Genomic DNA, 24,134 nt, shown 5'->3' with positions numbered 1-24,134 from the left:
CCGTCAGGCGGTCGCGGCGAACGCCTCGTCGACGACGTCGAACGCCTCGTGCAGCAGGTCGTCGGAGATCGCCAGCGGCGGCAGGAACCGGAAGACGTTGCCCCAGGTGCCGCAGGTCAGCGTGACCACGCCCTGCTGGTGGCAGTACGCCGACACCGCGGCCGTCCGGGCGGCGTCCGGCTCGACCGTCCCCGGCGCGCACAGCTCGATGGCCATCATCGCACCGCGGCCGCGGACGTCGGCGATGACCGGGTGCCGCTCCTGCAGCGCCCGGAGCCGGGCCTGCACGAGGGCGCCGATCTCGCGCGCCCGAGTGGCGAGGTCGTGGGTCCGCATCTCGTCGATCGCGCCCAGTGCGGCGGCGCAGGCGATCGGGTTGCCGCCGTAGGTCCCGCCGAGGCCGCCGACGTGCACCGCGTCCATGAGCTCGGCGCGGCCGGTGACCGCGGCCAGCGGCAGGCCGCCCGCGATGCCCTTCGCCGTCGTCACCAGGTCGGGCACGACGCCTTCGTGGTCGCAGGCGAACCAGTCGCCCGTCCGGCAGAACCCGGTCTGGATCTCGTCGGCGACGAGCAGCACACCCCGCTCGCGGCACCACTCGGCGAGCGCGGGGAGGAAGCCCGGCGCCGGGACGACGAACCCGCCCTCCCCCTGGATCGGCTCGACCACGACGCAGGCGAGGTTGTCCGGCCCCACCTGCTTGTCGAGGACGTCGAGCGCCCGTGCGGCGGCCTCCGCGCCGGACAGCCCGTCCCGCAGCGGGTAGGACATCGGCGCGCGGTAGACCTCCGGCGCGAACGGCCCGAAACCGTGCTTGTAGGGCATGTTCTTGGCGGTCATCGCCATCGTCAGGTTGGTGCGGCCGTGGTAGCCGTGGTCGAAGACGCCGACCGCGTCCCGTCCGGTCGCGGCCCGCGCGATCTTCACGGCGTTCTCGACGGCCTCCGCGCCGGAGTTGAACAGCGCCGACTTCTTGGGGTGGTCGCCAGGCGTGAGCTCGGCGAGCGCGGCGCAGACGTCCACGTAGCCGTCGTACGGGGTGACCATGAAGCAGGTGTGCGTGAAGGCGGCCGCCTGCGCCTGCACGCCCGCCACGACCGCCGGCGCGCTGTTTCCGATGGTGGTCACGGCGATGCCGGAGCCGAGGTCGATCAGGGTGTTCCCGTCGACGTCGTGCAGCACGCCGCCGCCGGCGGCGACGACGAACACCGGGAGCACGGTCCCGACGCCGTCGGCGACGTGTGCCTTCTTGCGGTCCAGCCGGGCCCGCGACTCGGGGCCGGGGATCTCGGTGACGAGGGTGCGGCGCTGCGGCAGCGTCGGCCCGCCGGGGCCGGCGACCGGGGCGGTCACGTGCAGCGTCACGGCGTCACCTCCTTGATCCCCCACGGGCTGCCGTACTCGGTGAGCAGGTCGAGGAAGGGCACGGCGTCGAACGCCTCGGGGCCGAGCACGCCCGTGCCGGACCAGGTGCCACGGGCGAGCAGCTCCAGCGCGACCACGGGGTTGATCGCGGTCTGCCAGACGACGCACTGGTGGCCGTACTCCAGCATCGACCACTCGTTGTCGACGACGTGGTAGAGGTACGTCGACCTCGGCCCGGTCTCGTTGCCGTCGGCGTCCTTGCCGGTGCCGGTCACCCAGAGGCCGGCGCACGTCTTGCCGCGCATCCGGGGGCCGACGGTCGCCGGGTCGGGCAGCACGGCCGCGACCACGTCGCGCGGGCTCACCTCGACGCCCTTGACGCGCACCTTGTCGGTGCGGTCGAGGCCGAGGGTGTGCAGCACCTTGAGGATGTTGATGAACTCGTCGCCGAGGCCGTACTTGAAGGTCGCCCGCCGGCACTTGATCCACCGCGGCATGAGGAGGACCTCCTCGTGCTCGACGTTGACGCACTCGACCGGCCCGATCCCCTCGGGGAAGTCGAAGACCTCGGGATCGCTGAACGGCGCGGTGGTGTGCCAGTCGCCGTCCTGCCAGACCACCGGCGGGTTGAGGCACTCCTCGATCGTGGTCCACATCGAGAACGACGGCGCGAAGATCTCGTTGCCGTCGTCGTCGGTCACGACGAGGTTGGCGCCGTCGCGGGTGCCGAGCTCGTCGATGTCGGCGAAGAGGTGGTCGGCGGCGTACCGCGCGAACACGTCGGACAGCCCGGGCTCAACGCCGACGCCGACGAGCGCGAGCCGGCCGGCCCCCTCCCAGCGGTCGGCCTGCGCGAACTGCTCGTCGCCGAGCTTCACACCGGGCTTCTCGTACGGCGCCTCCGGGTGGGGCCGGGACAGCGACATGGCCATGTCGAGGTAGTCGGCACCCGCCTCGAACGCCCCCTCGAACACCGGCATGTTGAAGACCGGGTCGACCGCGTTCATGACGTGGGTGACCCGGTGCTCGCGGCACAGCGCGGTGACCGACGCCGCGTCGGACGCGTCCACCTGCGCCGCGACGTACCGCGGGTCGGCGGCGGCCGCGCGCTCGGCCCGGGCGAGGTCGTAGTCGGCGACCACGACCGCCTCGAAGAAGTCGCGGCGGGCCGCGATGGCGCAGAACGCGGAGCCGACGCCGCCGGCCCCCACCAGCAGGATCCTCACGGGGTCCGCCTCACTCACCGATGTAGGACATGACGTGCTTGATGCGGGTGTAGTCCTCGAGGCCGTACATGGAGAGGTCCTTGCCGTAGCCGCTGGACTTGAAGCCGCCGTGCGGCATCTCGGCGACGATCGGGATGTGGGTGTTGATCCACACCGCGCCGAAGTCGAGCTTGCGGGCCATCCTCATGGCGCGGCCGTGGTCCTTGGTCCAGACGCTGGAGGCGAGGCCGTACCTCACGCCGTTGGCCCAGGCGAGCGCCTCGGCCTCGTCGGAGAAGCGCTGCACGGTGATGACGGGGCCGAAGATCTCGTCCTGGATCTGCTCGTCGTCCTGGCGCAGGCCCGAGAGCACCGTCGGCTCGTAGAAGTAGCCCTTCTCGCCCTGGCGCTGGCCGCCGGTCTCGACGTTCGCGTGGTCGGGGAGCCGGTGGACCATGCCGGCGACCCGGGCGAGCTGGTCGACGTTGTTGAGAGGCCCGTAGAGGACGTCCTCGTCGTCGGGCATGCCCGTCCTCGTGTTGCGTGCCTGCTCGGTGAGCGCGGCGACGAAGTCGTCGTGGACGCCGGGCCCTGCGAGGACACGGGTCGCGGCGGTGCAGTCCTGGCCGGCGTTGAAGAAGCCCGCGCCGGCGATGCCCTCCGCGGCGGCCTCGACGTCGGCGTCGTCGAAGACGATGACCGGCGCCTTGCCGCCCAGCTCGAGGTGGACCCGCTTGAGCTGGTCGGCGGCGGAGTGGGCGACCTGGTGGCCGGCGCGGACCGAGCCGGTGATCGCCACGAGCTGCGGGGTGGGGTGCTCGACGAGCGCCTTGCCGGTCTCGCGGTCGCCGGTGACGACGTTGAGCACGCCGGGCGGCAGGAACTCCTGGCAGAGCTCGGCGAGCAGCGTGGACGAGGCCGGGGTGGTGTCGCTGGGCTTGAGGACGACGGTGTTGCCCGCGGCCAGGGCCGGGGCGATCTTCCAGACCATCATCATCAGCGGGTAGTTCCAGGGCGTCACCTGGCCGACGACGCCGATCGGCTCGCGGCGGATGAAGGAGGTGTGGTCCTTCATGTACTCGCCGGCGGCCCGGCCCTCCAGCACGCGGGCGGCGCCCGCGAAGAAGCGGATCTGGTCGATGGCGGGCGGGAGCTCCTCGTCGACGGTGAAGCCGATCGGCTTGCCGGTGTCCTTGGACTCGACCTCGACGAACTCGCGGGCCCGCTCCTCGAGCCGGTCGGCGATCCTCAGCAGCGCCCGCTGCCGCTCGGCCGGGGTGGTCTCGCCCCAGGACTCGAACGCACGCGCCGCCGCGGCGTACGCCTGCTCGATGTCCTCGGGGCCGGATGCCGGCGCGGTCGCGTAGACCTCCCCCGTGGTCGGGTCGATGACGTCGTAGGTCTCCCCCGACGCCGCGTCGACGAGCTTGCCGTCGATGACGTTGCGGAAGGTGGTGTCAGCCATGGGTCGAGCCCCCTCGAGTTCGGATCGCGGTGTCGCCGAGCCTAGTGACGGTACGACGGATCCGGTAGCCCGATCCGCGACATTGCTGCGGATTCTTGACCACCGGACCCGCCGTACCGACGAGGTCAGCGCTCAGGCCACGGCCGTGACCTCCGGGGCAGGCTCGGTTGCGGGGGTCGCGGCGCGGCCGCGGCCGGCGAGGGTCGCCACGGCCAGGACGGCGAGCCCGGCGAGGGTCAGGCCCGAGCCCGCCCAGATCGGCGAGGTGTAGCCGAGGCCGGCGGCAATGGTGACGCCGCCGAGCCAGGCACCGAGCGCGTTGCCGACGTTGAACGCCGCGATGTTGGCGCCGGAGGCCAGCGTGGGGGCATCGCCGGCGTGGCGCATGGTCCGCATCTGCAGGCCCGGCACCAGGCCGAAGCCGAGGATCCCCAGGAGCAGCAGCGAGACGACGGTCGCGACCTTGTTCTCCGCGGTGGCGGCGAACGCGACGAGCACCACGACCACGCCCATGTGCAGCAGCAGCAGCGTGGCGGTGAGGTTGCGGTCGGCGGCGCGAGCGCCGAGGTGGTTGCCGATCACCAGTCCGATGCCGAGCAGGACGAGCAGCGGAGGCACGGACGAGGCGGCGAAGCCGCTGACGCCGGTGAGGATGAAGGCGATGTAGGTGAACGCGCCGAAGACGCCGCCGTAGCCGAGCACGGTGGTGGCCAGCGAGGCCCACACCTGGCCGCGCCGGAACGAGCCCAGCTCGGCGCGCAGTCCGAGGGCGGCACCGGCGGGACGGCGCACGTGGTCGGGGACGAGGACGACCAGGCCCACCAGGGCGACGAGACCGACGAGGGTGATCGCCCAGAAGCCCGAGCGCCAGCCCCACTGCTGGCCGAGGAAGGTGCCGAACGGCACGCCGAGAACGTTGGCGACGGTCAGGCCGGCGAAGACGGTCGCGATGGCGGCACCCTGCCGGGCGGGCGGGACCATGGCGGCCGCGACGACGGCGCCGATGCCGAAGAAGGCGCCGTGGCACAGCGCGGCCACGACCCGGCCCAGCATCATGAGCTCGTAGGTCGGCGCGACCGCGCACAGCAGGTTGCCGATCACGAAGAGCACCATCAGCCCGACCAGCACCCGCTTGCGGTCACGGCGGGCCATGGCCGCGGTGATGGGCACGGCCCCCACCGCCACGCTGAGGGCGTAGCCCGAGATGAGCCAGCCGGCGGCGGCCTCGCTGACCCCGAAGTCGAGCGCGACCTCGGGCAGCAGGCCCATGATGAGGAACTCCGTGAGTCCGATGCCGAAGCCCCCGAGGGCCAGGGCGAGCAGACCGAGAGGCATGTTTGATCCTTTGCGGGGAGAGGTATGTGAGTTGCGTGCGCAATAGTTGCAGACGCGGCATAGATAGTTGCACGCGCCGGATATCGCTGCAAGCTGGATACCCTCGTCAGCCGCCTGTACTCTGGGTGAAACGACTCACCCCGGGAGGTGGCATGGGGATCTCCGACGACGCGGTCGAGGTGCGGGCCCAGGGCTGGCGCACGCTCGCCGCTCTGCACGGCGCCCTCGAGACCGCGCTGGAGAAGGCCCTCCAGGCCGGCCACGACCTGTCGGTCGTGGAGTTCACCGTGCTCGACGCGCTCTCCCGCCAGGACGGGTGGCACATGCGGATGCAGCAGCTCGCCCGGGCCGCCGCACTGTCGAGCAGCGCCGCCACCCGGCTCGTGAGCCGGCTCGAGGACCGCGGCCTGCTGACCCGGGTGCTGTGCCAGGAGGACCGGCGGGGCATCTACACGGAGCTCACCGATGACGGCCGGGCGCTCTACGAGCGGGCGCGCCCCACCCACGACGAGGCGCTGGCCGACGCGCTGGACCGCGCCCACGACGCCCCCGAGCTCGCGCCGCTCGTCGACGCCCTCGCCGAGCTGGGCGGCGCCGGCCGCACCCCGACGCCCCGACGACGCCCTCAGCGGCAGCGGGCCAGCCAGGCCTCGTAGTCCCAGGTCTTCAGGAACGCCAGCGCGGCCTCGCGGCCCGCGGCGAGCAACCGGTCGCGGTCGTCGTCGTCGAGGTCGAAGTCGAGGCCGCTGACGTCCGCCGTGTCGACGAAGACCGAGCGGTCGATGTTGCACGGCTCCAGGACGTGCTCGGCCTGGCACGCCTCGATGGCCGTCTGCACCAGCGAGACGCCCAGCGAGAGCGGGCCGCGGACCGGGCGGACCGGCGGCTCCGGCGCGTCCGGCCCGCCCCCGAGGCCCAGCGCGTCGAGCCGCACCCCGATCGTCGGCCACCGGGGCGGCTGCTCGTCGAGCCGGTCGAAGATGCCGATCGGGTAGTTCGCGAGCAGGCCGCCGTCGACGAGGGTCGCCTCGCCGCGCGGGCTGCGGAGCGTGACGGGCTCGAAGAAGAACGGGATGGAGGCCGAGGCGCGCACGGCGTCGGCGACCGGCATCTCGTCGGGGTCGAGGTCGTACTCCGCGTAGTCCCACGGCAGCTGCACCAGCCGCCGCCGGGACAGGTCGCTGGCAGTGACCACCAGCGACCAGCGGTGGTGGACCGCCCCGTCGTCGCCGGCGTCGTCGCGGCGCAGGTCACCGAAGGTCGAGACCCCGAGGTCGCCGAGGACGCCGGTCAGCCAGTCGTGGAGGTACTCGCCCTCGTAGGCGCCTCCCTCGACCACCAGCGACACCCAGTCGGTGAGCAGGCCGAGCGGCCCGAGGTACCTGCCGGGCACGCCCCGGTCGCGGAACCGTACGTAGTCGAGGGTCCGAGCGATGTCCAGCAGCCGGCCGGGCGACTCCCCGCTGCGCTGCAGGCCGGCCAGGACGGCGCCGACGATGGCCCCCGCCGAGGTCCCGGCGATGCGGGGGAAGGTGTAGCCGGCGTCGACCAGCGGCTGGACCGCCCCTACGAGCGCGATGCCCTTCACCCCGCCCCCCTCGAGGACGAGATCGGCGGCCGGACCTGACTGGGAACCCGAGAGACTCATGGGTCCAGCCAAGCAGGCCCCGGGGACATCAGGTCGGGGAGATCAGCCTTCGTGCACCCGCTCCCCCGCGACGTACGTCGCCGTCACCCGCGCGGCCCCGATCTCCTCGGGCGGCCCGGCGAACGGGTCGCGGTCGAGCACGACCAGGTCGGCCGCCGCGCCGGAGCGCAGCACGCCTGCGTCGTCGCGGTGGTTGGCCCACGAGGACCCCGAGGTGTACGCCGCGAAGGCGACGTCGAGCGGCAGCGCCTGCTCCGGCAGGAACGGCTCGGTCCCGGCCCGGCCCGGGTCGCCGTACGCCGTGCGGGTCACCGCCGTGTGCAGCGCGGCGAGCGGGTCGGGTGTGCTGACCGGCCAGTCGCTGCCCGCAACCATCACGGTGCCGGCCCGGTGCAGGTCGCCGAACGGGTACTGCCACCGCGCCCGCTGCTCGCCGAGGAACGGCAGGGTCAGGTGGACCATCTGGTCGTCGAGGCAGGCCCACAGCGCCTGCATGTTCGCGGCCACGCCGAGCTCGGCGAAGCGCGGCACGTCGTCGGGGTGCACGACCTGCAGGTGGGCGATGTGGTGGCGCCGGGTGGGGTCGGTGCCCTCGAAGGCGTCGAGCGCCTCCCGGACGCCGCGGTCGCCGATGGCGTGCACGTGCACCTGGAAGCCGGCGGCGTCGAGCGCGCGGACCGCCTCCCGGAGCCGGGAGGACGTCAGGAACGAGTGGCCGGCGTTGTCGGTCGCGTGGCCGCAGCGGTCGAGGTAGGGCGCGCTCATCGCGGCCGTGAAGTTCTCGGCCACGCCGTCCTGCATGATCTTGACCGTCGTGGCCCGGAACCGGCGGCTGGTGAGCGCCGCACGGCGCTCGACGAGGTCCGCGACCTGCTCCAGCCCGCGGTCCCGCTCCCACCAGAGCGCCCCGACCACGTGCGAGACCAGCGCCCCTGACGCGGCGGCCGCCGCGTAGGTCCCGCCGACGTCGGCGAGCCCGGACCAGGAGCCGACAATGGCGTCCTGCCACGAGGTCACGCCGAGCGAGTGGAGGTAGGACTGCCCTGCGAGCAGCGCGGCGCAGTAGTCGTCGGGCGTCGTCGGCGGCAGCAGCCGCGACACCAGGCCGGTCGCCCCCTCGTGCAGGGTGCCGGTCGGCCGACCGTCCGCGTCGCGCTCGATCCGGCCGTCGGGCGGGTCCGGGGTGTGCTCGTCGATCCCGGCGAGCGCCAGCGCCCGGCTGTTGACCCACGCCCCGTGGTGGTCGCGGTTGGGCAGGAACACCGGCCGGTCGGGCACGACGCTGTCGAGGTCCGCCGCGGTCGGAGTGCCGCCCGGGAACGCGGGCATCGCCCAGCCGCCGCCGACGATCCACTCCGCCTCCGGGTGCGAGGCGGCGTACGACGCCACCGCGGCGAGGTACTCCGCGCGCGTGCCGAGCGCCGAGAGGTCGCAGCGCAGCCGCTCGAGCCCGCCCTGGACCGGGTGCACGTGGGCGTCGACGAACCCGGGCGCGAGCAGGCCGCCGCCGAGGTCCACGGTCGCGTGCGGACCGCGTGCCGCGAGGTCGTCCGGGTCGCCGAGCGCGAGGATCCGCTCCCCCTCGACCAGCAGGCCGGCCGGCCCGCGGTGGCGGTGGCCGTCGAAAAGGGTTCCGTTGCGGAAGAGCACCCGGGTCATGGAGGGATTCCTACCGCCCTGCCGCGCATGGCTGCAACGGATTCCGTTCAATTTGCCGACGAACACCACGGATTCGCTTGCCTGAACCGCGTCGAGCCGCGACCATGGTGCGCATGACCTCGGCTGACAACGCCCACCTGCAGCAGGCTGCCCGTGACCACCTCTGGATGCACTTCACGCGCCACTCGACGTACGACCACGCCGAGGTGCCGGTGATCGTGCGGGGCGAGGGCGCCTACATCTGGGACGCACACGGCAAGCGCTACCTCGACGGCCTGGCCGGGCTCTTCGTGAGCCAGCTCGGCCACGGCCGGACCGAGCTCGCGGACGCCGCCGCGAAGCAGGCACGCGACCTGGCGTTCATGCCGCTGTGGTCCTACGCGCACCCGACGGCCATCGAGCTGGCCGAGCGGGTCGCGGGCTACGCCCCCGGCGACCTCAACCGGGTTTTTTTCACCAGCGGCGGCGGCGAGGCGGTCGAGAGCGCCTGGAAGCTGGCGAAGAACTACTTCAAGCTGACCGGCAAGCCGACCAAGCACAAGGTCGTGAGCCGGGCGATCGCCTACCACGGCACCCCGCAGGGCGCGCTCTCCATCACCGGCCTGCCCGGGATGAAGGCGATGTTCGAGCCGCTGGTGCCCTCCACCTTCCGGGTGCCCAACACCAACTTCTACCGGGCCGCCGAGCACGGCGCCGGCGAGGCCGCCCATGACCTCGAGGCCTTCGGCCGCTGGGCCGCGGACCGGATCGCCGAGGCGATCGAGTTCGAGGGTCCCGACACCGTCGCCGCGGTCTTCCTCGAGCCGGTGCAGAACTCCGGCGGCTGCTTCCCGCCGCCGCCGGGCTACTTCCAGCGGGTCCGCGAGATCTGCGACGAGTACGACGTGCTGCTCGTCTCCGACGAGGTCATCTGCGCGTTCGGTCGGCTCGGCCACATGTTCGCGGCGGAGCGCTACGGCTACCAGCCCGACATCATCACGTGCGCCAAGGGCATCACCTCCGGCTACGCCCCGCTCGGCGCGATGATCGCCACCGACCGGCTGATGGAGCCGTTCCTGCACGGCACCGAGATGTTCGCCCACGGCTACACCTTCGGCGGCCACCCGGTCTCGACCGCGGTCGCGATGGCCAACCTCGACATCTTCGAGAACGAGGGCGTCCTCGAGAACGTCCGCAGCAACGAGGCTGCCTTCCGCGCGACCCTGGAGAAGCTCCGGGACCTGCCGATCGTCGGCGACGTCCGCGGCGACGGGTACTTCTACGGGATCGAGCTCGTCAAGGACAAGACCACCAAGGAGACCTTCAACGACGCGGAGTCGGAGAAGCTGCTGCGTGGCTTCCTGTCCAAGGCGCTCTACGACGAGGGCCTCTACTGCCGCGCAGACGACCGCGGCGACCCGGTCGTCCAGCTCGCTCCCCCGCTGATCTGCGACCAGTCGCACTTCGACGAGATGGAGCAGATCCTGCGCGTCGTCCTCGACAAGGCCGCCACGCTTCTCTGACTTCCAGGGGGTGGGAGCCCGACGAGCTCCGCGGGGCGGGACATGCCCGGGCGTCCCGCGGAGCTCGTAGTGGCTCGTAGTGGCTCGTAGTGGCTCGTAGTGGCTCGTGACGGCCTGTCGCGGGGTCAGGACTGCTGGGGGAAGCCCAGGTCGACCCCGTGGCGGGTGGCCGGGTCGGGCCAACGAGTGGTGACGACCTTGCCGCGCGTGAAGAAGTGGACGCCCTCGACGCCGTGGGCGTGCGAGTCGCCGAAGAGCGAGCTCTTCCAGCCGCCGAACGAGTAGTAGGCGACCGGCACCGGGATCGGCACGTTGACGCCCACCATGCCGACCTCGACCTCGCGCTCGAACCGGCGGGCGGCGCCGCCGTCGGTGGTGAAGATCGCGGTGCCGTTGCCGTAGCGGTTGGCGTTGACGAGCGCGAGCGCGTCGTCGTACGTCGGGACCCGCACCACGGACAGCACCGGCCCGAAGATCTCGTCGTCGTAGACCGGCATCCCCGGCTCGACGTGGTCGAACAGCGTCGGGCCGAGCCAGAACCCGTCGGTGTCGCCGTCCGGCACCACCTCGCGACCGTCGACGACCAGGCTGGCACCGGCGGCCACCCCGGCCTCGACGTACGACGCCACCTTGTCGCGGTGCTCCCCCGTCACGAGCGGCCCCATGTCACAGCCACGCCGGCCGTCACCGGTCCGCAGGCCGGCCATCCGCTCGGCCACGAGGGGAACGAGCTCGTCGGCGACCGGGTCGACGGCGACGACGACGGAGATCGCCATGCAGCGCTCGCCCGCCGAGCCGAAGCCGGCGCTGACGGCGGCGTCCGCGACCGACTCGAGGTCCGCGTCGGGCAGCACCACCATGTGGTTCTTGGCGCCGCCGAGCGCCTGGACGCGCTTGCCGTGGCGGGTGCCGTTCTCGTAGACGTACCGCGCCACCGGCGTGGACCCGACGAAGGAGACCGAGGCGACATCCGGGTGCTCGAGCAGCGCGTCGACGGCGACCTTGTCGCCCTGGACGACGTTGAACACGCCCGGCGGCAACCCGGCCTCGGCCCAGCACTCCCCGATCAGCAGCGAGGCGGACGGGTCCTTCTCCGACGGCTTCAGCACCACGGCGTTGCCGCACGCGACGGCCAACGGCACGAACCACAGCGGCACCATCGCCGGGAAGTTGAACGGGGAGATCACCGCCACCACGCCCAGCGGCTGGCGCAGCGAGTGCACGTCGACCCCGGTCGAGGCGCCGTCGCTGTAGGACCCCTTGAGCAGGTGGGGCGCGCCGCACGCGAACTCGGCGACCTCGAGCCCGCGCTGCACCTCGCCCAGCGCGTCGTCGAGGACCTTGCCGTGCTCGGCGGTGATGGCGGCCGCGATCTCCTCGCGCCGGCGCACCAGCGCCTCGCGGAAGCCGAAGAGCACCGCCGTACGTCGGGCGAGGGACGCCTCGGCCCACTCCCGCCCGGCGGCACGCGCCTCGGCGACGAGAGCGTCCACCTCGGCGCCGCTGGCGAGCGCCACCTGCGCCCGGACCCGTCCGGTGGCGGGGTCGTAGACGTCCCCGCACCGCTCCGCGTCGCCCGGCCAGCGCCGACCCTGCCGCCAGTGACCGATCGTCTGCCCGTGAGGGGCGGGGCCGCTCATCGCGCCCTCGCCCGGCGCCGGCCCAGCAGCTCGCTGCCGAGGACGAGGCTGAGCGCGAGCACGAACATGGCCGTGCCGACGACGTTGATCTGCGGCGGGATGCCCCTCTGCGCCGCACCCCAGACGAACATCGGGAAGGTGACCTCCTGGCCGGCGTTGAGGTTGGTGATGATGAAGTCGTCGAACGACAGCGAGAAGCTCAGCAGCCCCGCAGCCAGGATGCCCGGGAAGACCAGCGGGAACGTCACCCGCCAGAAGGTCTGCCACTCGTTGGCGTAGAGGTCCATCGCCGCCTGCTCCAGCCGCGGGTCGAGGCCGGCGAGCCGCGCCTTCACCGTCACCACGACGAAGCTCAGGCAGAACATGATGTGGGAGACGAGGATCGTCCAGAAGCCCAGCGCCCCGGCGAGGTTGGCGGAGACGAACAGGGCGAGGAGCGAGGAGCCCATCACGATCTCCGGCGACGCCATCGGCAGGAACGTGAAGACGTTCACCGTCGCGCGGCCGCGGAACCGGTGCCGCACGAGGGCGAAGGCCATGAGCGTCCCCAGCAGGGTGGCCCCGATGGTCGCGAGCAGCCCGATCTGGATCGACAGCACGACCGCCTCGCACATCCCGTTGGGCTCGCACGGGTTGAGCCAGTTGTCGAGGGTGAAGCCGTCGAACTGGTAGCTGTTGCGCGACTGCGGGGCGTTGAACGACATCAGCACGACCACGAAGATCGGCACGCTCAGGTAGAGCAGCACGAGCAGCCCGAGGCCGAGGACGAGGTGCTCGCCGATCCACCGGCCGACGCGGGTCACAGCAGGTCCTCCGTCCCGGCGCGCCGGATGTAGAGCAGCACCAGCACGACGATGATCGCCATCAGGGTGACCGACAGCGCCGCCGCCTCCGGGTAGCTGCCGCCGTCGAAGAGGTTCTGGATGACGTTGCCGATCATCTGGGTGCTGGTCGTGCCGAGCAGCTCGGCGTTGATGTAGTCGCCGGCCGACGGGATGAACGTCAACAGGGTGCCGGCCACCAGGCCCGGCATCGACAGCGGCAGGGTCACCGTCCGGAAGGTCGTGAACGGCGACGCGTAGAGGTCGGCGCCCGCCTCGTGGAGCCGCGGGTCGACCTTCTCCAGCGACGCGTAGAGCGGCAGCACCATGAACGGCAGGAAGTTGTAGGTCAGGCCGGTCACGACCGCCAGCGGCGTCGCGAGCAGCCGGCCGTCCTCGTCGAGCAGCTGCAGGAACTGCAGCACGTCGACCACCCAGCCCTGGTCGGCCAGCAGGAACTGCCACGACAGGGTGCGGATCAGGAACGAGGTGAAGAACGGCGCGATGACGGCCACCAGCATCAGGTTCTTCCACCGGCCTGCCTTGAACGCGATCGCGTAGGCCAGCGGGTAGCCGAGCAGGATGCAGGCGATGGTGGCGATGCCGGCGTACAGCAGCGACCGCAGCAGGTGGGAGCGGTACTCCACGAGCACCGAGGCGTAGTTGGCGACCTCGCCGGTCATCCGGTAGCCGATCTCCAGCGACCCCGACGGGTCGTAGAGGGACGTGCTGACCAGCGTGAACAGCGGGACGACGAAGAAGAGGCCCAGCCAGAGGCCCGGCGGGAGCAGCAGCAGGTAGGCGATCCGCGCCGAGCGGCGGCCCTCGGCCGGTGGGGGCGCCGCCTGTGCCTGACCGTCGGCTGCCCGACGGGTGGGGAGGTGCAGGCTCATCCGAGGTCCTCGCGCTCCACCCCGGCGGTCGCGTCCTGGTCGGCGCCGAGCAGGAAGGTGTGCTCGGGGCGCCAGTGGAGGTCGACCGCCTCACCGACGGTGAAGCCCTCCCGCGCGCCGGTGTTCTGCTCGAAGACCATCAGCTCCTGCCCCCAGGGCATGCGCGCGAGGTACTGCGTGCTGACGCCGACGAAGGACACGTCGGTGACCACGCCACCGCGGAGCACGTTCGGGTCGTCGGCCGACTCGTCACCGGTGCGCGAGAGGAAGATCTTCTCCGGCCGGACGCCGACCCAGACCTCGCCCTGGCGCTGGCTCGCGCGCTCGTGGGGCGCCAGCAGCAGCGAGCCCTCGACCTTCACCCGCACGTCCTGGCCGTTGGCCGCGGCCACCTCGCCGCGGATGAGGTTGGACTGCCCCAGGAAGTTCGCCACGAACGTGGTGCGCGGGTGCTCGTAGAGCTCGGCCGGAGGGCCCATCTGCTCGATCACGCCGCCGTTCATCACCGCGACCGTGTCGGCCATGGTCATGGCCTCCTCCTGGTCGTGGGTGACGTGGACGAAGGTGATGCCGACCTCGGTCTGGATCCGCTTGAGCTCGATCTGCATCTGGCGGCGCAGCTTCAGGTCGAGCGCGCCGAGCGGCTCGTCGAGCAGCAGCACCTGTGGCCGGTTGATCAGCGCCCGGGCCAGCGCCACGCGCTGCTGCTGGCCGCCGGAGAGCTGGGCCGGCTTGCGGCCGGCGAGCCCGTGGAGCTCGACGAGCTCGAGCATCTCCCTGACGGCCGCATCGACGTCCTTGCGCCCCTGCCGGCGGAGCCCGAACGCGACGTTGTCCGCGATCGTCATGTGCGGGAACAGGGCGTAGTTCTGGAAGACGGTGTTGACCGGGCGGCGGTAGGGCTTCAGGTCGGTGATCGGCTCCCCCGCCAGCGAGATCGAGCCCGCCGTGGGGTGCTCGAGCCCGGCGATCATCCGCAGCGTCGTGGTCTTGCCGCAGCCCGACGGGCCGAGGAGCGCGAAGAACGACCCTGCCGGCACATCGAGGTCGAGGTCGTCGACGGCGACGAAGTGGCCGAACCGCTTGGTCAGCCCGCGGAGGACGAGGTCACCGCGTCCGGTCGTCCCGGTCAGCTCGGCCATCAGGCACCGATCACCGCGTTGAACTGCTTGTCGTACTGCTCGCGCGTCTTCGTGTCGAGCGGCATGAACGCGAAGGTCTGCGCCAGGTCCTCCTCAGACGGGAAGATCAGCGGGTTGCCCACCAGCGACGGGTCGACCTGCTCCATGGCCTCCTCGGCTCCCTCGACGGGGCAGATGTAGTTGACCCACGCCGCCAGCCGGGCCGCGACCTCGGGGTCGTAGTAGTAGTTCATGAGCTCCATGGCGTTGGCGCGGTGCTCGGCCTGGTTGGGGACCATCATGTTGTCGCTCCACAGCGACAGGCCCTCGGTCGGCCGGACGAACTTGATCTCCGGGTTGTCGTACTGCATCGCGACCACGTCGCCGGACCACGCCTCGGCGGCCACGAGGTCGCCGTTCGCCAGGCCGCGGGTGTACTCGTTGCCGGTGAACTGGCGGATCTGCTCGGAGGCGACGATCTCCTCGAGGCGCTCGAGCGCGGCGTTCCAGTCGTCCTCGCTGAAGTCGTTGGGGTCGGCGCCCACCAGCTTCAGCACGAAGCCCATCGTGTCGCCCATCTCGCTGAGCAGGCTCACGCGGCCGGCGAGGTCGGGCCGGGTCACGAGCTCCTCGAAGCTGCTGACCTCGCCGGTCAGCTTCGAGTTGTAGGCGATGCCGGTCAGGCCGCTCTGCCACGGCACGGAGTGCTGGCGGCCGGGGTCCCAGGCCGGGTCGCGGAGGCTCTCGGTGAGGTTGGCCTCGACGTTGGGCATGGCCGACATGTCGAGCTCCTGGATCCAGCCGAGACTGATCATCCGGGCCGCCATCCAGTCGGTCATCACGATGATGTCGCGCCCGATCGGCTCGCACGCGCCGAGCTGGTTGCGGATCTTGGCGAAGAACTGGTTGTTGTCGTTGATGTCGGTCTGGTAGGTGACCTGGATCCCCGTCTGCGACTGGAAGTCGTCGAGCGTGGGGTACTTCTTGCCCTTCTCGTCGAGGTAGAGGGGCCAGTTGGAGAACACCAGCTGCTTCTCGGTGTCACTGCGGTCGGTGCTCTGGCAGGTCTCCTCGGACTGCACCGTCCCCTCTGTGCCGCAGGCGGCGAGCAACGAGCCGGAGCCCAGCACCACCGCCGACAGCCCGGCGCCGCGCAGGAAGCCGCGCCGCGAGAAGCCGCCGGAGGAGCCGAGCTCGTGGGCGATGCGGGCCGCGAGCCGGTCGGCCGCGTCGGCCCCGGCACGGGGGTGCCTGATGGTCATGTTGCGTCCTCCTCCAGTCACCAGACCCTGCTCCGCAGGCCTGTGGCGTTCGGATCGTGTCACGGCTCGGGGGCCGCTACAAGCGATTCCGTCGGTGTGCATCCATATTGCAACGAAATCAGGTACCGCGCAGCGACTCGCGGATGCTTGCCCGGAGGTCAGGCTACTGACACGATTCGCGCCATGAGCCGGAACAGCGACCGCTCGCCGCAGCCTCTCGACGAGGTCTCCAAGGCGATCATCGAGCAGCTGCAGCAGGACGGCAGGCGTTCCTACGCCTCGATCGGCAAGGTCGTCGGGCTCTCCGAGGCCGCGGTCCGGCAGCGGGTGCAGCGGCTCATCGACAACGGCGTGATGCAGGTGGTCGCCGTCACCGACCCGCTCGAGCTCGGCTTCGCCCGCCAGGCCATGGTCGGTATCCGGGTCACCGGGCCGCTGGAGCCGGTCGCGGACAAGCTCGCCGAGCTCGACGCCGTCGACTACGTCGTCGTCACCGCCGGCTCCTACGACATCCTCGCCGAGCTGGTCTGCGAGAGCGACGAGGCGCTGCTCGACCTCATCTCCGGCCAGATCCGCAGCATCGAGGGCGTGGTCTCGACCGAGACGTTCATGTACCTCCAGCTGCGCAAGCAGACCTACTCGTGGGGCGTGCGCTGAGCACCAGCCTGTGGGCGGACACTGCGCCGGCTGTCGCGCCCCGGCCGCCGCTGCGCGGCCACGTCGACGCCGACGTGGCCGTCGTCGGCGCGGGCTTCACCGGGCTCTGGACCGCCTACTACCTCGCGCGGGCCCGGCCGGACCTGCGGGTGGTCGTCCTCGAGGCGCAGACCGCCGGCTTCGGCGCGTCCGGCCGCAACGGCGGCTGGTGCTCAGCGCTCTTCCCGGCCGGCCCCGCCACGCTGGCCCGGTGGGCCGGGCGCGAGGCCGCCGTGGCGCAGCACGCCGCCATGCGGGCCACCGTCGACGAGGTGGGCCGCGTCCTCGGGACGGAGGGGATCGACGCCCACTGGGCGAAGGGCGGCAGCGTCTCCCTGGCCCGCTCCCCCGCACAGCTGGCGCGGGCCCGCGAGGAGGTCGTGGCCGCCCGCCGCTGGGGCCGCGGGCCCGACGACCTGCGCCTGCTCGGCGCGCAGGAGGCCACCGCGATGGTCGGGGCCACCCGGGTGCTGGGCGGCACCTTCACCCCCGACTGCGCCGCCGTCCACCCCCTCCGGCTGGTGCGCGGCCTCGCCGACGTGGTGACCGCGGCCGGCGTCACCCTCCACGAGCACTCCCCGGTGCAGGAGATCGTCCCGGGCCGGGTCACCACCGACCACGGCAGCGTCACCGCCGGGACGGTCGTCCGCGCCACCGAGGGCTTCACCGCCACGCTTCCCGGCCACCGCCGCACCGTCGTCCCGGTCTACTCCCTCGTCATCGCCACCGAGCCGCTCCCCGACGAGCTGTGGGAGCGGATCGGGCTGGCCGGTCGGCCGACGTTCGCCGACCACCGGCACCTCGTGATCTACGGCCAGCGCACCGCCGACGGGAGGCTGGTCTTCGGCGGCCGGGGCGCGCCGTACCACTTCGGCTCGCGCGTCCGGCCGGCCTACGACACCGAGGAGCGGGTCTTCGACCGGCTCCGCGAGACCCTCGTCGACCTGTTCCCGGCCCTCGCCGACGTCCGCATCACCCACCGGTGGGGCGGCCCGCTCGGCATCCCGCGCGACTGGTGCGCGTCGGTGGGGCTCGACCCGGCGACCCGGCTGGCGTGGGCGGGCGGGTACGTCGGCGACGGCGTCGCCACCTCCAACCTCGCCGGTCGCACCCTGCGCGACCTCGTGCTCGGCGAGGACACCGCGCTCACCCGGCTGCCGTGGGTGGGCCACCGCTCGCGCGACTGGGAGCCGGAGCCGCTGCGCTGGCTGGGGATCAACGCCGGGCTGCGCGCCACCGCGCTCGCCGACGCGGAGGAGCAGCGGACCGGCCGGCCGAGCGTCGTCGGCCGTCTCGTGCACCGGCTGCTCGGCTGAGACCGCCCCGCGACCGCCGTTCCCGGCTGGCAGGATCCCTCCATGCCCCGCGCCCTCGTCCGCCGCCCCAGCCCCCGCCTCGCCGACGGCCTGGTCACCCACATCGACCGGCGCCCGGTCGACCCGGACCTCGCGCTCGACCAGTGGCGGCAGTACGTCGCGGCGCTCGAGAAGGCCGGCTGGGAGACGGTCGAGGTGCCACCGGCCGACGACTGCCCCGACGCCGCCTTCGTGGAGGACACGGTCGTGGTCTACGGCGACCTCGCCGTCATCAGCCGGCCCGGCGCCGACGAGCGCAAGCCCGAGACGGCCGGGACCGAGACGACCCTCGCCGGGCTCGGCTACCGGATCGCCCGCATCGAGGCGCCTGGCACGCTCGACGGCGGGGACGTCCTCAAGCACGACGGCACCGTCTGGGTCGGCCTTGGCGGTCGCACCAACCAGGCGGGGGTCGACCAGCTCGCGGCGCTGCTGGCTCCGCTGGGCGCCACCGTGGTCGGCGTCCCCGTCAGCAAGGTGCTCCACCTGAAGTCGGCCGTGACCGCCCTGCCCGACGGGACCGTCCTCGGCTACGAGCCGCTGGTGGACGACCCTGACGCCTGGGACAGGTTCCTCGCCGTGCCCGAGGAGCCGGGGGCCCACGTCGTGCTGCTCGACGGCGAGACGGTCCTGATGTCCTCCGGGGCCCCGCGCACCCGCGCCCTTCTCGAGGAGCGCGGGCTCGAGGTCGTCACCGTCGACATCTCCGAGTTCGAGAAGCTCGAGGGCTGCGTGACCTGCCTGTCGGTGCGGCTGCGCGGATAAACCCGTTGCGCCGCCCCGGCGGCGCCCACCACGATGGCTCCCGAACGACGTGTGCCGGACGCACCCGATGCGTCCCGAGGAGAGGAGCGTGACATGACGACGACTGTCCGTGGCCTGCCCACAGTCCATCTCCTCTTCCACGTACGGAGCACCTCTCGCGATGACGCACGACCTCTCGCAGGACCCGCAGCACCTCTCTGACCCTCGAACCCACGCTGTCGACGACCGGCTCGCAGGGATCGACCCCGCCTTCGTCTTCGACTTCCACGCCCTCGACGAGCCCGAGGGCGACGGCCGGCGCTGGTCGACCTGGCTCGACGTCGAGCCGCTGTGCCGCGGCCCGGAGCCGCGGCCCGACTGGGTCGTCACCTCCCGCTCCGCGGTCGACACCGACCTCGGCGTCCTGAAGACCGGCAAGGAGGCCGACGCCCACCTGCTCGAGCGCGCCGTCCCCGAGGCGCCGGACGCGCCCGGGCAGTCGGTGGTGATGGTCGCCAAGCGCTACCGGGGCGAGGAGTCCCGGTCGTTCCACCGCTCCTCCGCCTACACCGAGGGGCGCCGGACCCGGAACACCCGCGACACCCGCGCCCTGGCCAGGAAGAGCGCGCACGGCAGGGCCGTCGCCGCCGGGCAGTGGGCCTGGGCGGAGTGGGAGGCGCTCAAGCGGCTGTGGACGCTGGGCGTCCCCGTCCCCTACCCGGTCCAGCTCGACGGCACCGAGCTGCTGATGGAGTGGATCACCGTCGAGGACGACGAGGGCGTCCGGTCCGCGCCGCGGCTGGCCCAGGTGCGCCCGGAGCGCGCGCTCCTCGAGTCGTACTACGAGCAGCTGCGCGAGGTGATGGCCACCCTCGTCCAGGCCGGGATCGTGCACGGCGACCTGTCGCCGTACAACACGCTCGCGGCCGGGGACCGGCTCGTGGTCATCGACCTGCCGCAGGTGGTCGACCTCGTCGGTAACGCGCACGGGATGGACTTCCTGCTCCGGGACTGCACGAACATGTGCGCCTGGTTCCGGGCGCGGGGCCTCGACGTCGACGAGCACGACCTGTTCGGCGAGCTGATGGCGCACGCGTTCTGACGCGTGCCCTAGGTTCGCTCCCATGTGGGAGAGCCGGGGACGGGTCGTCGAGGTGGGGTCGCTCGCGGAGCTGGACGCACGGCTGGCGCGCGGCGCCCGGTCGCTCGAGGGCTGGCGCGTGGCGTCGGTCGACCTGACCGACCGGGGCGACGTGCTCGCGGCGTGCGACGTCGCGGGGGCGACCTTCCTCGGCTGCCGGTTCGCGCTCGGGGTCGAGGCGGTGCTCGAGGCGCGGGGCGCCCTCGTGTTCCCCGAGCTCGCCGCCTCGCCCGTCGACCCGTACCGCTCCCGGCTCTACTCCCCCGCCGACCTGTACGACGCCCCGGCCTACCGCGACTCGTTCGACGCCCGGGCCTACGCCTGGTTCCGGACCACCGAGGACGACGACGCACTGCTCGCCCGGGCGCTGCACGACCACGCGGTGGACCGCGCCCTCGACGCGTGGACGGCCGGGCGGCGCCTGGTCGGCGTCATGGGCGGCCACGCCGTCCGCCGCGGCTCCCCGGCGTACGCCTCGGCCGCGCGGCTCGGCCGCACCCTGGGCGACGCGCACGTGGTCGCCACCGGCGGCGGGCCGGGCGCGATGGAGGCGGCGAACCTCGGCGCCTACCTCGCCGCCGAGCACGAGTCGGCGCTCGACCGCGCGCTGGCCGACCTCGCCGCCGTCCCCGGCTTCCGGCCGTCGGTCGACGCGTGGGTCGGCGCCGCGCGCGGCGTCGCGTCCCGCCACGAGGGCAGCGAGTCGCTCGGCATCCCCACCTGGCACTACGGGCACGAGCCGACCAACCCCTTCGCCACCACGGTGGCGAAGTACTTCCACAACCCGACCCGCGAGGCGATCCTGCTCCAGCTCTGCGAGGCCGGGATCGTCTTCCTGCCGGGCGCCGCGGGCACCGTGCAGGAGGTCTTCCAGGACGCCTGCGAGAACTACTACGCCGACCCCTCGTCGGTGGCGCCGATGATCCTGCTCGGGCGCCGGTACTGGACCGAGGAGCTGCCGGTCTGGCCGCTGCTGCAGGCCCTCGGCCGCGGCCGCCCGATGGAGCAGCACCTGCACCTGGCGGACTCGGTCGAGGAGGTGCGGGACCTGCTCGGCGCGAGCCCGCCCGGGACGGTCAGCTCTCCGTAGCCGGCTGATTGCTCCCTCGCAGCTCGACCGCTCCGCTGGCGCTCCGCGCTCTCACGCTTCGGTCGCGGCCAGCTGGCCGCAGGCGCCGTCGATCTCCCGGCCCCGGGTGTCCCGCACGGTGGTGGGGATCCCCTTGGCCTCGAGGCGGCGGACGAACTCGCGCTCGTCGGCCGGGTCCGACGCGGTCCACTTCGACCCCGGCGTGGGGTTGAGCGGGATCAGGTTGACGTGCACCCAGCCCCAGTCACCGTACGAGTTGAGGACGTCGGCGAGCAGGTCCGCGCGCCAGGCCTGGTCGTTGATGCCGCGCATCATGGCGTACTCGATGGAGACACGACGCTTGGTGGTGCGCGCGTAGTTCCAGGCCGACTCGACGGTCTCGGCGACCGAGAACCGGGTGTTGATCGGCACCAGCTCGTTGCGCAGCTCGTCGTCGGGCGCGTGCAGCGACAGCGCGAGGGTGACGGGGATGCCCTCCTCCGCCAGCTGGTTGATCCGCGGCACGAGGCCGACGGTGGAGACCGTGACGCCGCGGGCCGACATGCCGAGGCCGTCGGGGGTCGGGTCGGTGAGCCGGCGGACGGCGCCGATGACCGCCTTGTAGTTGGCGAGCGGCTCGCCCATGCCCATGAAGACCACGTTGGACACGCGGCCGGGCCCACCCGGGACCTCGCCGCGCGCGAGGGCGCGGGCCCCGGCGACGACCTGCTCGACGATCTCGGCGGTGGACATGTTCCGCTGCAGGCCGCCCTGGCCCGTGGCGCAGAACGGGCAGGCCATGCCGCAGCCGGCCTGGCTGGAGACGCACATCGTCGCCCGGTCGGGGTAGCGCATCAGCACCGACTCGACCAGCGCGCCGTCGAAGAGCTTCCACAGCGTCTTGCGGGTGGTGCCCTTGTCGGCCTCCATGGTCCGCAGCGGCGTCATCAGCGGGGGCAGCAGGCTGGTCACGAGCTCGTCCCGCTGGGCGGCGGGGAGGTCGGTCATCTCGGCCGGGTCGTCGACGAGGCGGCCGAAGTAGTGGGTCGACAGCTGCCGGGCCCGGAAGCCGGGCAGGCCCAGCGACGAGACGAGCTCGGCCCGGCCGGCCGGGTCGAGGTCGGCGAGGTGTCGCGGCGGCTTCCGGCGGCCGCGCGGCTCGTCGAAGACGAGCGGCAGCGGGGCGGCGCCGGCGGACTCGGAGGTGGGCTCGGAGCCGGGTTCGGGGGTGGACATCCGAGCCATCATCCCATCCGGCGCGGCGCGGCCGAAACCGTCGCGCCCGCTCCCCCGCCCGGCGGCGGCGTCAGCCGTCGTAGCGGACCATGAAGTAGAGCACCAGCGACGCTACCCCGAGCACCACCAGCGCAGTGAGGACGAGGCCGAGGAGGAAGTACAGGCCGAACCTCCGGGTGCGCGGCACCGCGACCAGCGCCGCCGGGATGACGAGCGTGAGCAGCACGTACGGGAAGAGCTCCTCGGCCCGCTCGTAGGGCAGCAGCAGCCGCAGCAGCGCGGCGAAGCCGCCGGGCACGACCGTGACGAAGAGCATGCCGGTGAAGAACCCGGTGAGCGCCGTGAACGTCGGGTGGTCGCGGTGCCACCAGTCCAGCGGCGCGTCCGGGTCGCGCCCCGGGTCGCGGGTGCTCTGCTCGGTGCTCATCGTGGTGATCTTGGCAGACGTCGCCGGAATCGCCACGCTGGACACGTGGACATCTGGTTCGTGGACGCCGCGGGGGCGCACCGCCACGGACCCCCGGACCTCGAGGACCTGCTCGCCAGGGGCGACGGCTTCACCTGGATCGACGTGCCGACGTTCGACGACGACGCCGAGGGGGTGCTGCGCCGGCTGGGGTGCCACGAGATGGTCGTCGAGGCCTGCCGTCGCCGGAACTACGTGCCGACCGTCCACGGGTACGGCGACCACGTGTTCGTGACCACCCAGTCGCCGTTCCGTGGTCCCGCGGGCCACGTCCACCTGCTCGAGCTCGACCAGCTGGTGGCCGACCGCCACCTCGTCACGGTGCACGGCCCCATCAACCCCGACGTCGAGCTCGAGCACGCGCTCGTCGAGACGCAGGGGGTGCTCGCCCGGATCCAGGGCGGGCGGCTGCGCCCCACCTCACCCCTCGAGGTCTGCTACGCGGTCACCTCGGCGGTGGCCCGGCGGCAGAGTGCGATGGTCCGGGAGGTGGCGGCCCGCCTGCCGGGCCTGGAGCGGCAGGTGCTCGACCAGCAGCTCCGGGACCCCGAGAGCCTGCTGGAGACGATGTTCCTGGTGCGCCACGAGCTGACGACCACGCGCACGATGGCGGCGCAGTGCCACGACATCTGGGAGCGGCTCGGCGAGATCCGGCCCGACCTCGATCCGCGTCAGGCCGGGCAGGTCCGCGACCTCGCCGACCAGTTCGCCCGGGTCCGCTCCCTGGCGGACGGGGAGTCGCAGTTCCTCTCCGGGGTGATCGAGCTCTACCAGACCAAGGTCCACACCAAGATGACCGTGGCGATGGAGCGGCTCGCGGTGATTGCCGCGGTCACGCTACCCATCACCGCGCTCGCCTCGATCTACGGCATGAACCTCATCGTCAACGACGAGACCCGTTTCCTGCTGCTGGCCGGCGTCCTCGCGGTCATGGCGGGGATCAGCTTCCTGCTGCTGCGCTGGGCGAGGCGCCAGGGCTGGTGGTGATCACCCGTCCACGACCAGCAGGTCGGGCATGGCCAGACGCTCCCACGCGGACAGGTCGGGCGGCCGACCGGTCAGCTCGGAGACCAGCAACGTCCACGCGGTCCCGTGGCCGACCAGCACCAGCTCGTCGTCCGGGTGGGCCGACCGGATCCCGCTGACCGCGCGGACCACGCGGGCCCGGCAGTCCGCGATCGGCTCCCAGCCGTCGTACGCCGCCGCTGCCGGTACCGCGAAGGCGCGCCGCACGGCGCCCGGGAAGTCGTCGAACCACTCGGTGCTGTCGCGGACGTGCTCGCGCAGCCCGTCGACGACCCCGACCTCGACCTCGGTGAGCAGCTGGGCCGTCTGGGTGGCCTTGGGCTCCGGTGAGCAGAACCAGAGGGCGTTCCCGGGGAGCCGTCCCGACTCGCGCAGCGCCCAGACGTCGTCGAAGCCCGTCGGGTCGAGCTCCCAGTCATGGGCGGGCACGCCGGTGCGTACGAGGGGGCGGCCGTGCCGGACGAGGTGGAGCAAGTCCCGCGCGC

Annotated in this window: 22 protein-coding genes; 8 read left to right on the top strand and 14 right to left on the bottom strand. The window is 72.5% G+C overall.

The window, feature by feature from the left end; genetic code table 11:
* Positions 1-3 precede the first annotated feature (3 nt).
* The 4 genes from gabT to ACFP2E_RS18050 form a co-directional block, all read right to left on the bottom strand.
* Entirely contained in the window at positions 4-1,365 is a 1,362-nt protein-coding gene (gabT, locus tag ACFP2E_RS18065; protein WP_378524265.1) for a 4-aminobutyrate--2-oxoglutarate transaminase, read from the bottom strand.
* Positions 1,362-2,591, bottom strand: coding sequence for a saccharopine dehydrogenase family protein (locus ACFP2E_RS18060; protein ID WP_378524266.1), 1,230 nt, complete (start codon positions 2,589-2,591; stop codon positions 1,362-1,364). The genes gabT and ACFP2E_RS18060 overlap by 4 nt, the downstream gene beginning before the upstream one ends.
* A 10-nt stretch (positions 2,592-2,601) precedes the next feature.
* Positions 2,602-4,035, bottom strand: a complete 1,434-nt coding sequence (locus ACFP2E_RS18055) for a gamma-aminobutyraldehyde dehydrogenase (protein WP_378524268.1) — start codon at positions 4,033-4,035, stop codon at positions 2,602-2,604.
* A 132-nt stretch (positions 4,036-4,167) separates the two neighbouring features.
* Positions 4,168-5,370 carry an MFS transporter gene (locus tag ACFP2E_RS18050; protein ID WP_378524269.1) on the bottom strand — a complete coding sequence of 401 codons (1,203 nt, stop codon included), beginning with the start codon at positions 5,368-5,370 and terminating at the stop codon, positions 4,168-4,170.
* Positions 5,371-5,522: 152 nt separating this feature from the next.
* Between ACFP2E_RS18050 and ACFP2E_RS18045 the strand changes: the two genes are divergently transcribed.
* Positions 5,523-6,026: a MarR family winged helix-turn-helix transcriptional regulator gene (locus ACFP2E_RS18045; RefSeq protein ID WP_378524270.1), complete on the top strand. Its 504-nt coding sequence runs from the start codon at positions 5,523-5,525 to the stop codon at positions 6,024-6,026.
* Here ACFP2E_RS18045 and ACFP2E_RS18040 read toward each other — a convergent pair.
* Positions 5,996-7,018: a patatin-like phospholipase family protein gene (locus ACFP2E_RS18040; RefSeq protein WP_378524271.1), complete on the bottom strand. Its 1,023-nt coding sequence runs from the start codon at positions 7,016-7,018 to the stop codon at positions 5,996-5,998. The two genes, ACFP2E_RS18045 and ACFP2E_RS18040, sit on opposite strands and share 31 nt — an antisense overlap.
* A gap of 42 nt (positions 7,019-7,060) precedes the next feature.
* The gene (locus ACFP2E_RS18035; RefSeq protein WP_378524272.1) at positions 7,061-8,677 is read right to left on the bottom strand and encodes an amidohydrolase; all 1,617 of its coding nucleotides are present in this window, start codon (positions 8,675-8,677) and stop codon (positions 7,061-7,063) included.
* 113 nt (positions 8,678-8,790) lie between these two features.
* Between ACFP2E_RS18035 and ACFP2E_RS18030 the strand changes: the two genes are divergently transcribed.
* Entirely contained in the window at positions 8,791-10,179 is a 1,389-nt protein-coding gene (locus ACFP2E_RS18030) for an aspartate aminotransferase family protein (protein ID WP_378524273.1), read from the top strand.
* Between the two features lie 125 nt (positions 10,180-10,304).
* Here ACFP2E_RS18030 and ACFP2E_RS18025 read toward each other — a convergent pair whose 3' ends face one another.
* From ACFP2E_RS18025 to ACFP2E_RS18005, 5 genes are read right to left on the bottom strand one after another with little or no spacing between them, the layout of a single operon-like run.
* Positions 10,305-11,819, bottom strand: coding sequence for a CoA-acylating methylmalonate-semialdehyde dehydrogenase (locus ACFP2E_RS18025; RefSeq protein WP_378524274.1), 1,515 nt, complete (start codon positions 11,817-11,819; stop codon positions 10,305-10,307).
* Positions 11,816-12,622 carry an ABC transporter permease gene (locus ACFP2E_RS18020; protein ID WP_378524275.1) on the bottom strand — a complete coding sequence of 269 codons (807 nt, stop codon included), beginning with the start codon at positions 12,620-12,622 and terminating at the stop codon, positions 11,816-11,818. The genes ACFP2E_RS18025 and ACFP2E_RS18020 overlap by 4 nt, the downstream gene beginning before the upstream one ends.
* The gene (locus tag ACFP2E_RS18015) at positions 12,619-13,533 is read right to left on the bottom strand and encodes an ABC transporter permease (RefSeq protein WP_378524276.1); all 915 of its coding nucleotides are present in this window, start codon (positions 13,531-13,533) and stop codon (positions 12,619-12,621) included. Before ACFP2E_RS18015 ends, ACFP2E_RS18020 begins: the two co-directional genes overlap by 4 nt.
* The gene (locus ACFP2E_RS18010; RefSeq protein ID WP_378524277.1) at positions 13,530-14,675 is read right to left on the bottom strand and encodes an ABC transporter ATP-binding protein; all 1,146 of its coding nucleotides are present in this window, start codon (positions 14,673-14,675) and stop codon (positions 13,530-13,532) included. The genes ACFP2E_RS18015 and ACFP2E_RS18010 overlap by 4 nt, the downstream gene beginning before the upstream one ends.
* The gene (locus ACFP2E_RS18005) at positions 14,675-15,916 is read right to left on the bottom strand and encodes a PotD/PotF family extracellular solute-binding protein (protein ID WP_378524278.1); all 1,242 of its coding nucleotides are present in this window, start codon (positions 15,914-15,916) and stop codon (positions 14,675-14,677) included. The genes ACFP2E_RS18010 and ACFP2E_RS18005 overlap by 1 nt, the downstream gene beginning before the upstream one ends.
* Before the next feature lie 183 nt (positions 15,917-16,099).
* On the opposite strand from ACFP2E_RS18005, the gene ACFP2E_RS18000 reads away from it, so the two are divergent.
* From ACFP2E_RS18000 to ACFP2E_RS17980, 5 genes are all read left to right on the top strand, one after another.
* The gene (locus ACFP2E_RS18000; RefSeq protein WP_378524279.1) at positions 16,100-16,573 is read left to right on the top strand and encodes an Lrp/AsnC family transcriptional regulator; all 474 of its coding nucleotides are present in this window, start codon (positions 16,100-16,102) and stop codon (positions 16,571-16,573) included.
* A complete protein-coding gene (locus tag ACFP2E_RS17995; protein ID WP_378524280.1) occupies positions 16,558-17,928 on the top strand; it encodes an NAD(P)/FAD-dependent oxidoreductase in 1,371 nt (456 codons plus the stop codon). Before ACFP2E_RS18000 ends, ACFP2E_RS17995 begins: the two co-directional genes overlap by 16 nt.
* 42 nt (positions 17,929-17,970) lie before the next feature.
* The gene (gene ddaH / locus ACFP2E_RS17990; protein ID WP_378524281.1) at positions 17,971-18,732 is read left to right on the top strand and encodes a dimethylargininase; all 762 of its coding nucleotides are present in this window, start codon (positions 17,971-17,973) and stop codon (positions 18,730-18,732) included.
* A gap of 160 nt (positions 18,733-18,892) precedes the next feature.
* Positions 18,893-19,813 (top strand): serine protein kinase RIO, encoded by a 921-nt coding sequence (locus ACFP2E_RS17985; protein ID WP_378524283.1) that lies wholly within the window; start codon positions 18,893-18,895, stop codon positions 19,811-19,813.
* A gap of 22 nt (positions 19,814-19,835) precedes the next feature.
* Positions 19,836-20,942 (top strand): LOG family protein, encoded by a 1,107-nt coding sequence (locus tag ACFP2E_RS17980; RefSeq protein WP_378524284.1) that lies wholly within the window; start codon positions 19,836-19,838, stop codon positions 20,940-20,942.
* Positions 20,943-20,993: 51 nt separating this feature from the next.
* Here ACFP2E_RS17980 and rlmN read toward each other — a convergent pair whose 3' ends face one another.
* Both rlmN and ACFP2E_RS17970 read right to left on the bottom strand, forming a co-directional pair.
* Positions 20,994-22,157: a 23S rRNA (adenine(2503)-C(2))-methyltransferase RlmN gene (gene rlmN, locus ACFP2E_RS17975; RefSeq protein ID WP_378524285.1), complete on the bottom strand. Its 1,164-nt coding sequence runs from the start codon at positions 22,155-22,157 to the stop codon at positions 20,994-20,996.
* A 70-nt stretch (positions 22,158-22,227) separates the two neighbouring features.
* Positions 22,228-22,584 (bottom strand): hypothetical protein, encoded by a 357-nt coding sequence (locus ACFP2E_RS17970; RefSeq protein WP_378524286.1) that lies wholly within the window; start codon positions 22,582-22,584, stop codon positions 22,228-22,230.
* Positions 22,585-22,629: 45 nt separating this feature from the next.
* Here ACFP2E_RS17970 and ACFP2E_RS17965 point away from each other — a divergent pair, with 45 nt between their 5' ends.
* Complete coding sequence (locus tag ACFP2E_RS17965; RefSeq protein WP_378524287.1) at positions 22,630-23,610, top strand: CorA family divalent cation transporter; 981 nt, start codon at positions 22,630-22,632, stop codon at positions 23,608-23,610.
* Here the strand turns inward: ACFP2E_RS17965 and ACFP2E_RS17960 are convergent, their stop codons facing one another.
* On the bottom strand, positions 23,611-24,123 hold the full coding sequence (locus ACFP2E_RS17960; protein WP_378524288.1) for a histidine phosphatase family protein: 513 nt from the start codon (positions 24,121-24,123) through the stop codon (positions 23,611-23,613).
* Between the last annotated feature and the right edge of the window lie 11 nt (positions 24,124-24,134).

It is taken from the genome of Nocardioides sp. GCM10027114 (assembly GCF_042659625.1).
In the GTDB taxonomy this organism is placed as follows: domain Bacteria; phylum Actinomycetota; class Actinomycetes; order Propionibacteriales; family Nocardioidaceae; genus Nocardioides.
The sequence above is the reverse complement of the archived record's forward strand: the minus strand, read 5'-3'. Positions and strand labels throughout refer to the sequence as shown.

What these genes read in the sequence shown, in the direction of transcription:
- ACFP2E_RS18045 (WP_378524270.1), top strand. Translation starts at nt 5,523, where the DNA reads ATGGGGATCTCCGACGACGCGGTCGAGGTGCGGGCCCAGGGCTGGCGC.
- ACFP2E_RS18000 (WP_378524279.1), top strand. Translation starts at nt 16,100, where the DNA reads ATGAGCCGGAACAGCGACCGCTCGCCGCAGCCTCTCGACGAGGTCTCC.
- ACFP2E_RS17970 (WP_378524286.1), bottom strand. Translation starts at nt 22,584, where the DNA reads ATGAGCACCGAGCAGAGCACCCGCGACCCGGGGCGCGACCCGGACGCG.
- ACFP2E_RS18050 (WP_378524269.1), bottom strand. Translation starts at nt 5,370, where the DNA reads ATGCCTCTCGGTCTGCTCGCCCTGGCCCTCGGGGGCTTCGGCATCGGA.
- ACFP2E_RS18015 (WP_378524276.1), bottom strand. Translation starts at nt 13,533, where the DNA reads ATGAGCCTGCACCTCCCCACCCGTCGGGCAGCCGACGGTCAGGCACAG.
- ACFP2E_RS17985 (WP_378524283.1), top strand. Translation starts at nt 18,893, where the DNA reads ATGACGCACGACCTCTCGCAGGACCCGCAGCACCTCTCTGACCCTCGA.
- rlmN (WP_378524285.1), bottom strand. Translation starts at nt 22,157, where the DNA reads ATGTCCACCCCCGAACCCGGCTCCGAGCCCACCTCCGAGTCCGCCGGC.
- ACFP2E_RS18010 (WP_378524277.1), bottom strand. Translation starts at nt 14,675, where the DNA reads ATGGCCGAGCTGACCGGGACGACCGGACGCGGTGACCTCGTCCTCCGC.
- ACFP2E_RS18030 (WP_378524273.1), top strand. Translation starts at nt 8,791, where the DNA reads ATGACCTCGGCTGACAACGCCCACCTGCAGCAGGCTGCCCGTGACCAC.
- ACFP2E_RS18035 (WP_378524272.1), bottom strand. Translation starts at nt 8,677, where the DNA reads ATGACCCGGGTGCTCTTCCGCAACGGAACCCTTTTCGACGGCCACCGC.
- ACFP2E_RS18005 (WP_378524278.1), bottom strand. Translation starts at nt 15,916, where the DNA reads ATGACCATCAGGCACCCCCGTGCCGGGGCCGACGCGGCCGACCGGCTC.
- ACFP2E_RS18025 (WP_378524274.1), bottom strand. Translation starts at nt 11,819, where the DNA reads ATGAGCGGCCCCGCCCCTCACGGGCAGACGATCGGTCACTGGCGGCAG.
- ddaH (WP_378524281.1), top strand. Translation starts at nt 17,971, where the DNA reads ATGCCCCGCGCCCTCGTCCGCCGCCCCAGCCCCCGCCTCGCCGACGGC.
- ACFP2E_RS18055 (WP_378524268.1), bottom strand. Translation starts at nt 4,035, where the DNA reads ATGGCTGACACCACCTTCCGCAACGTCATCGACGGCAAGCTCGTCGAC.
- ACFP2E_RS17980 (WP_378524284.1), top strand. Translation starts at nt 19,836, where the DNA reads ATGTGGGAGAGCCGGGGACGGGTCGTCGAGGTGGGGTCGCTCGCGGAG.
- ACFP2E_RS18040 (WP_378524271.1), bottom strand. Translation starts at nt 7,018, where the DNA reads ATGAGTCTCTCGGGTTCCCAGTCAGGTCCGGCCGCCGATCTCGTCCTC.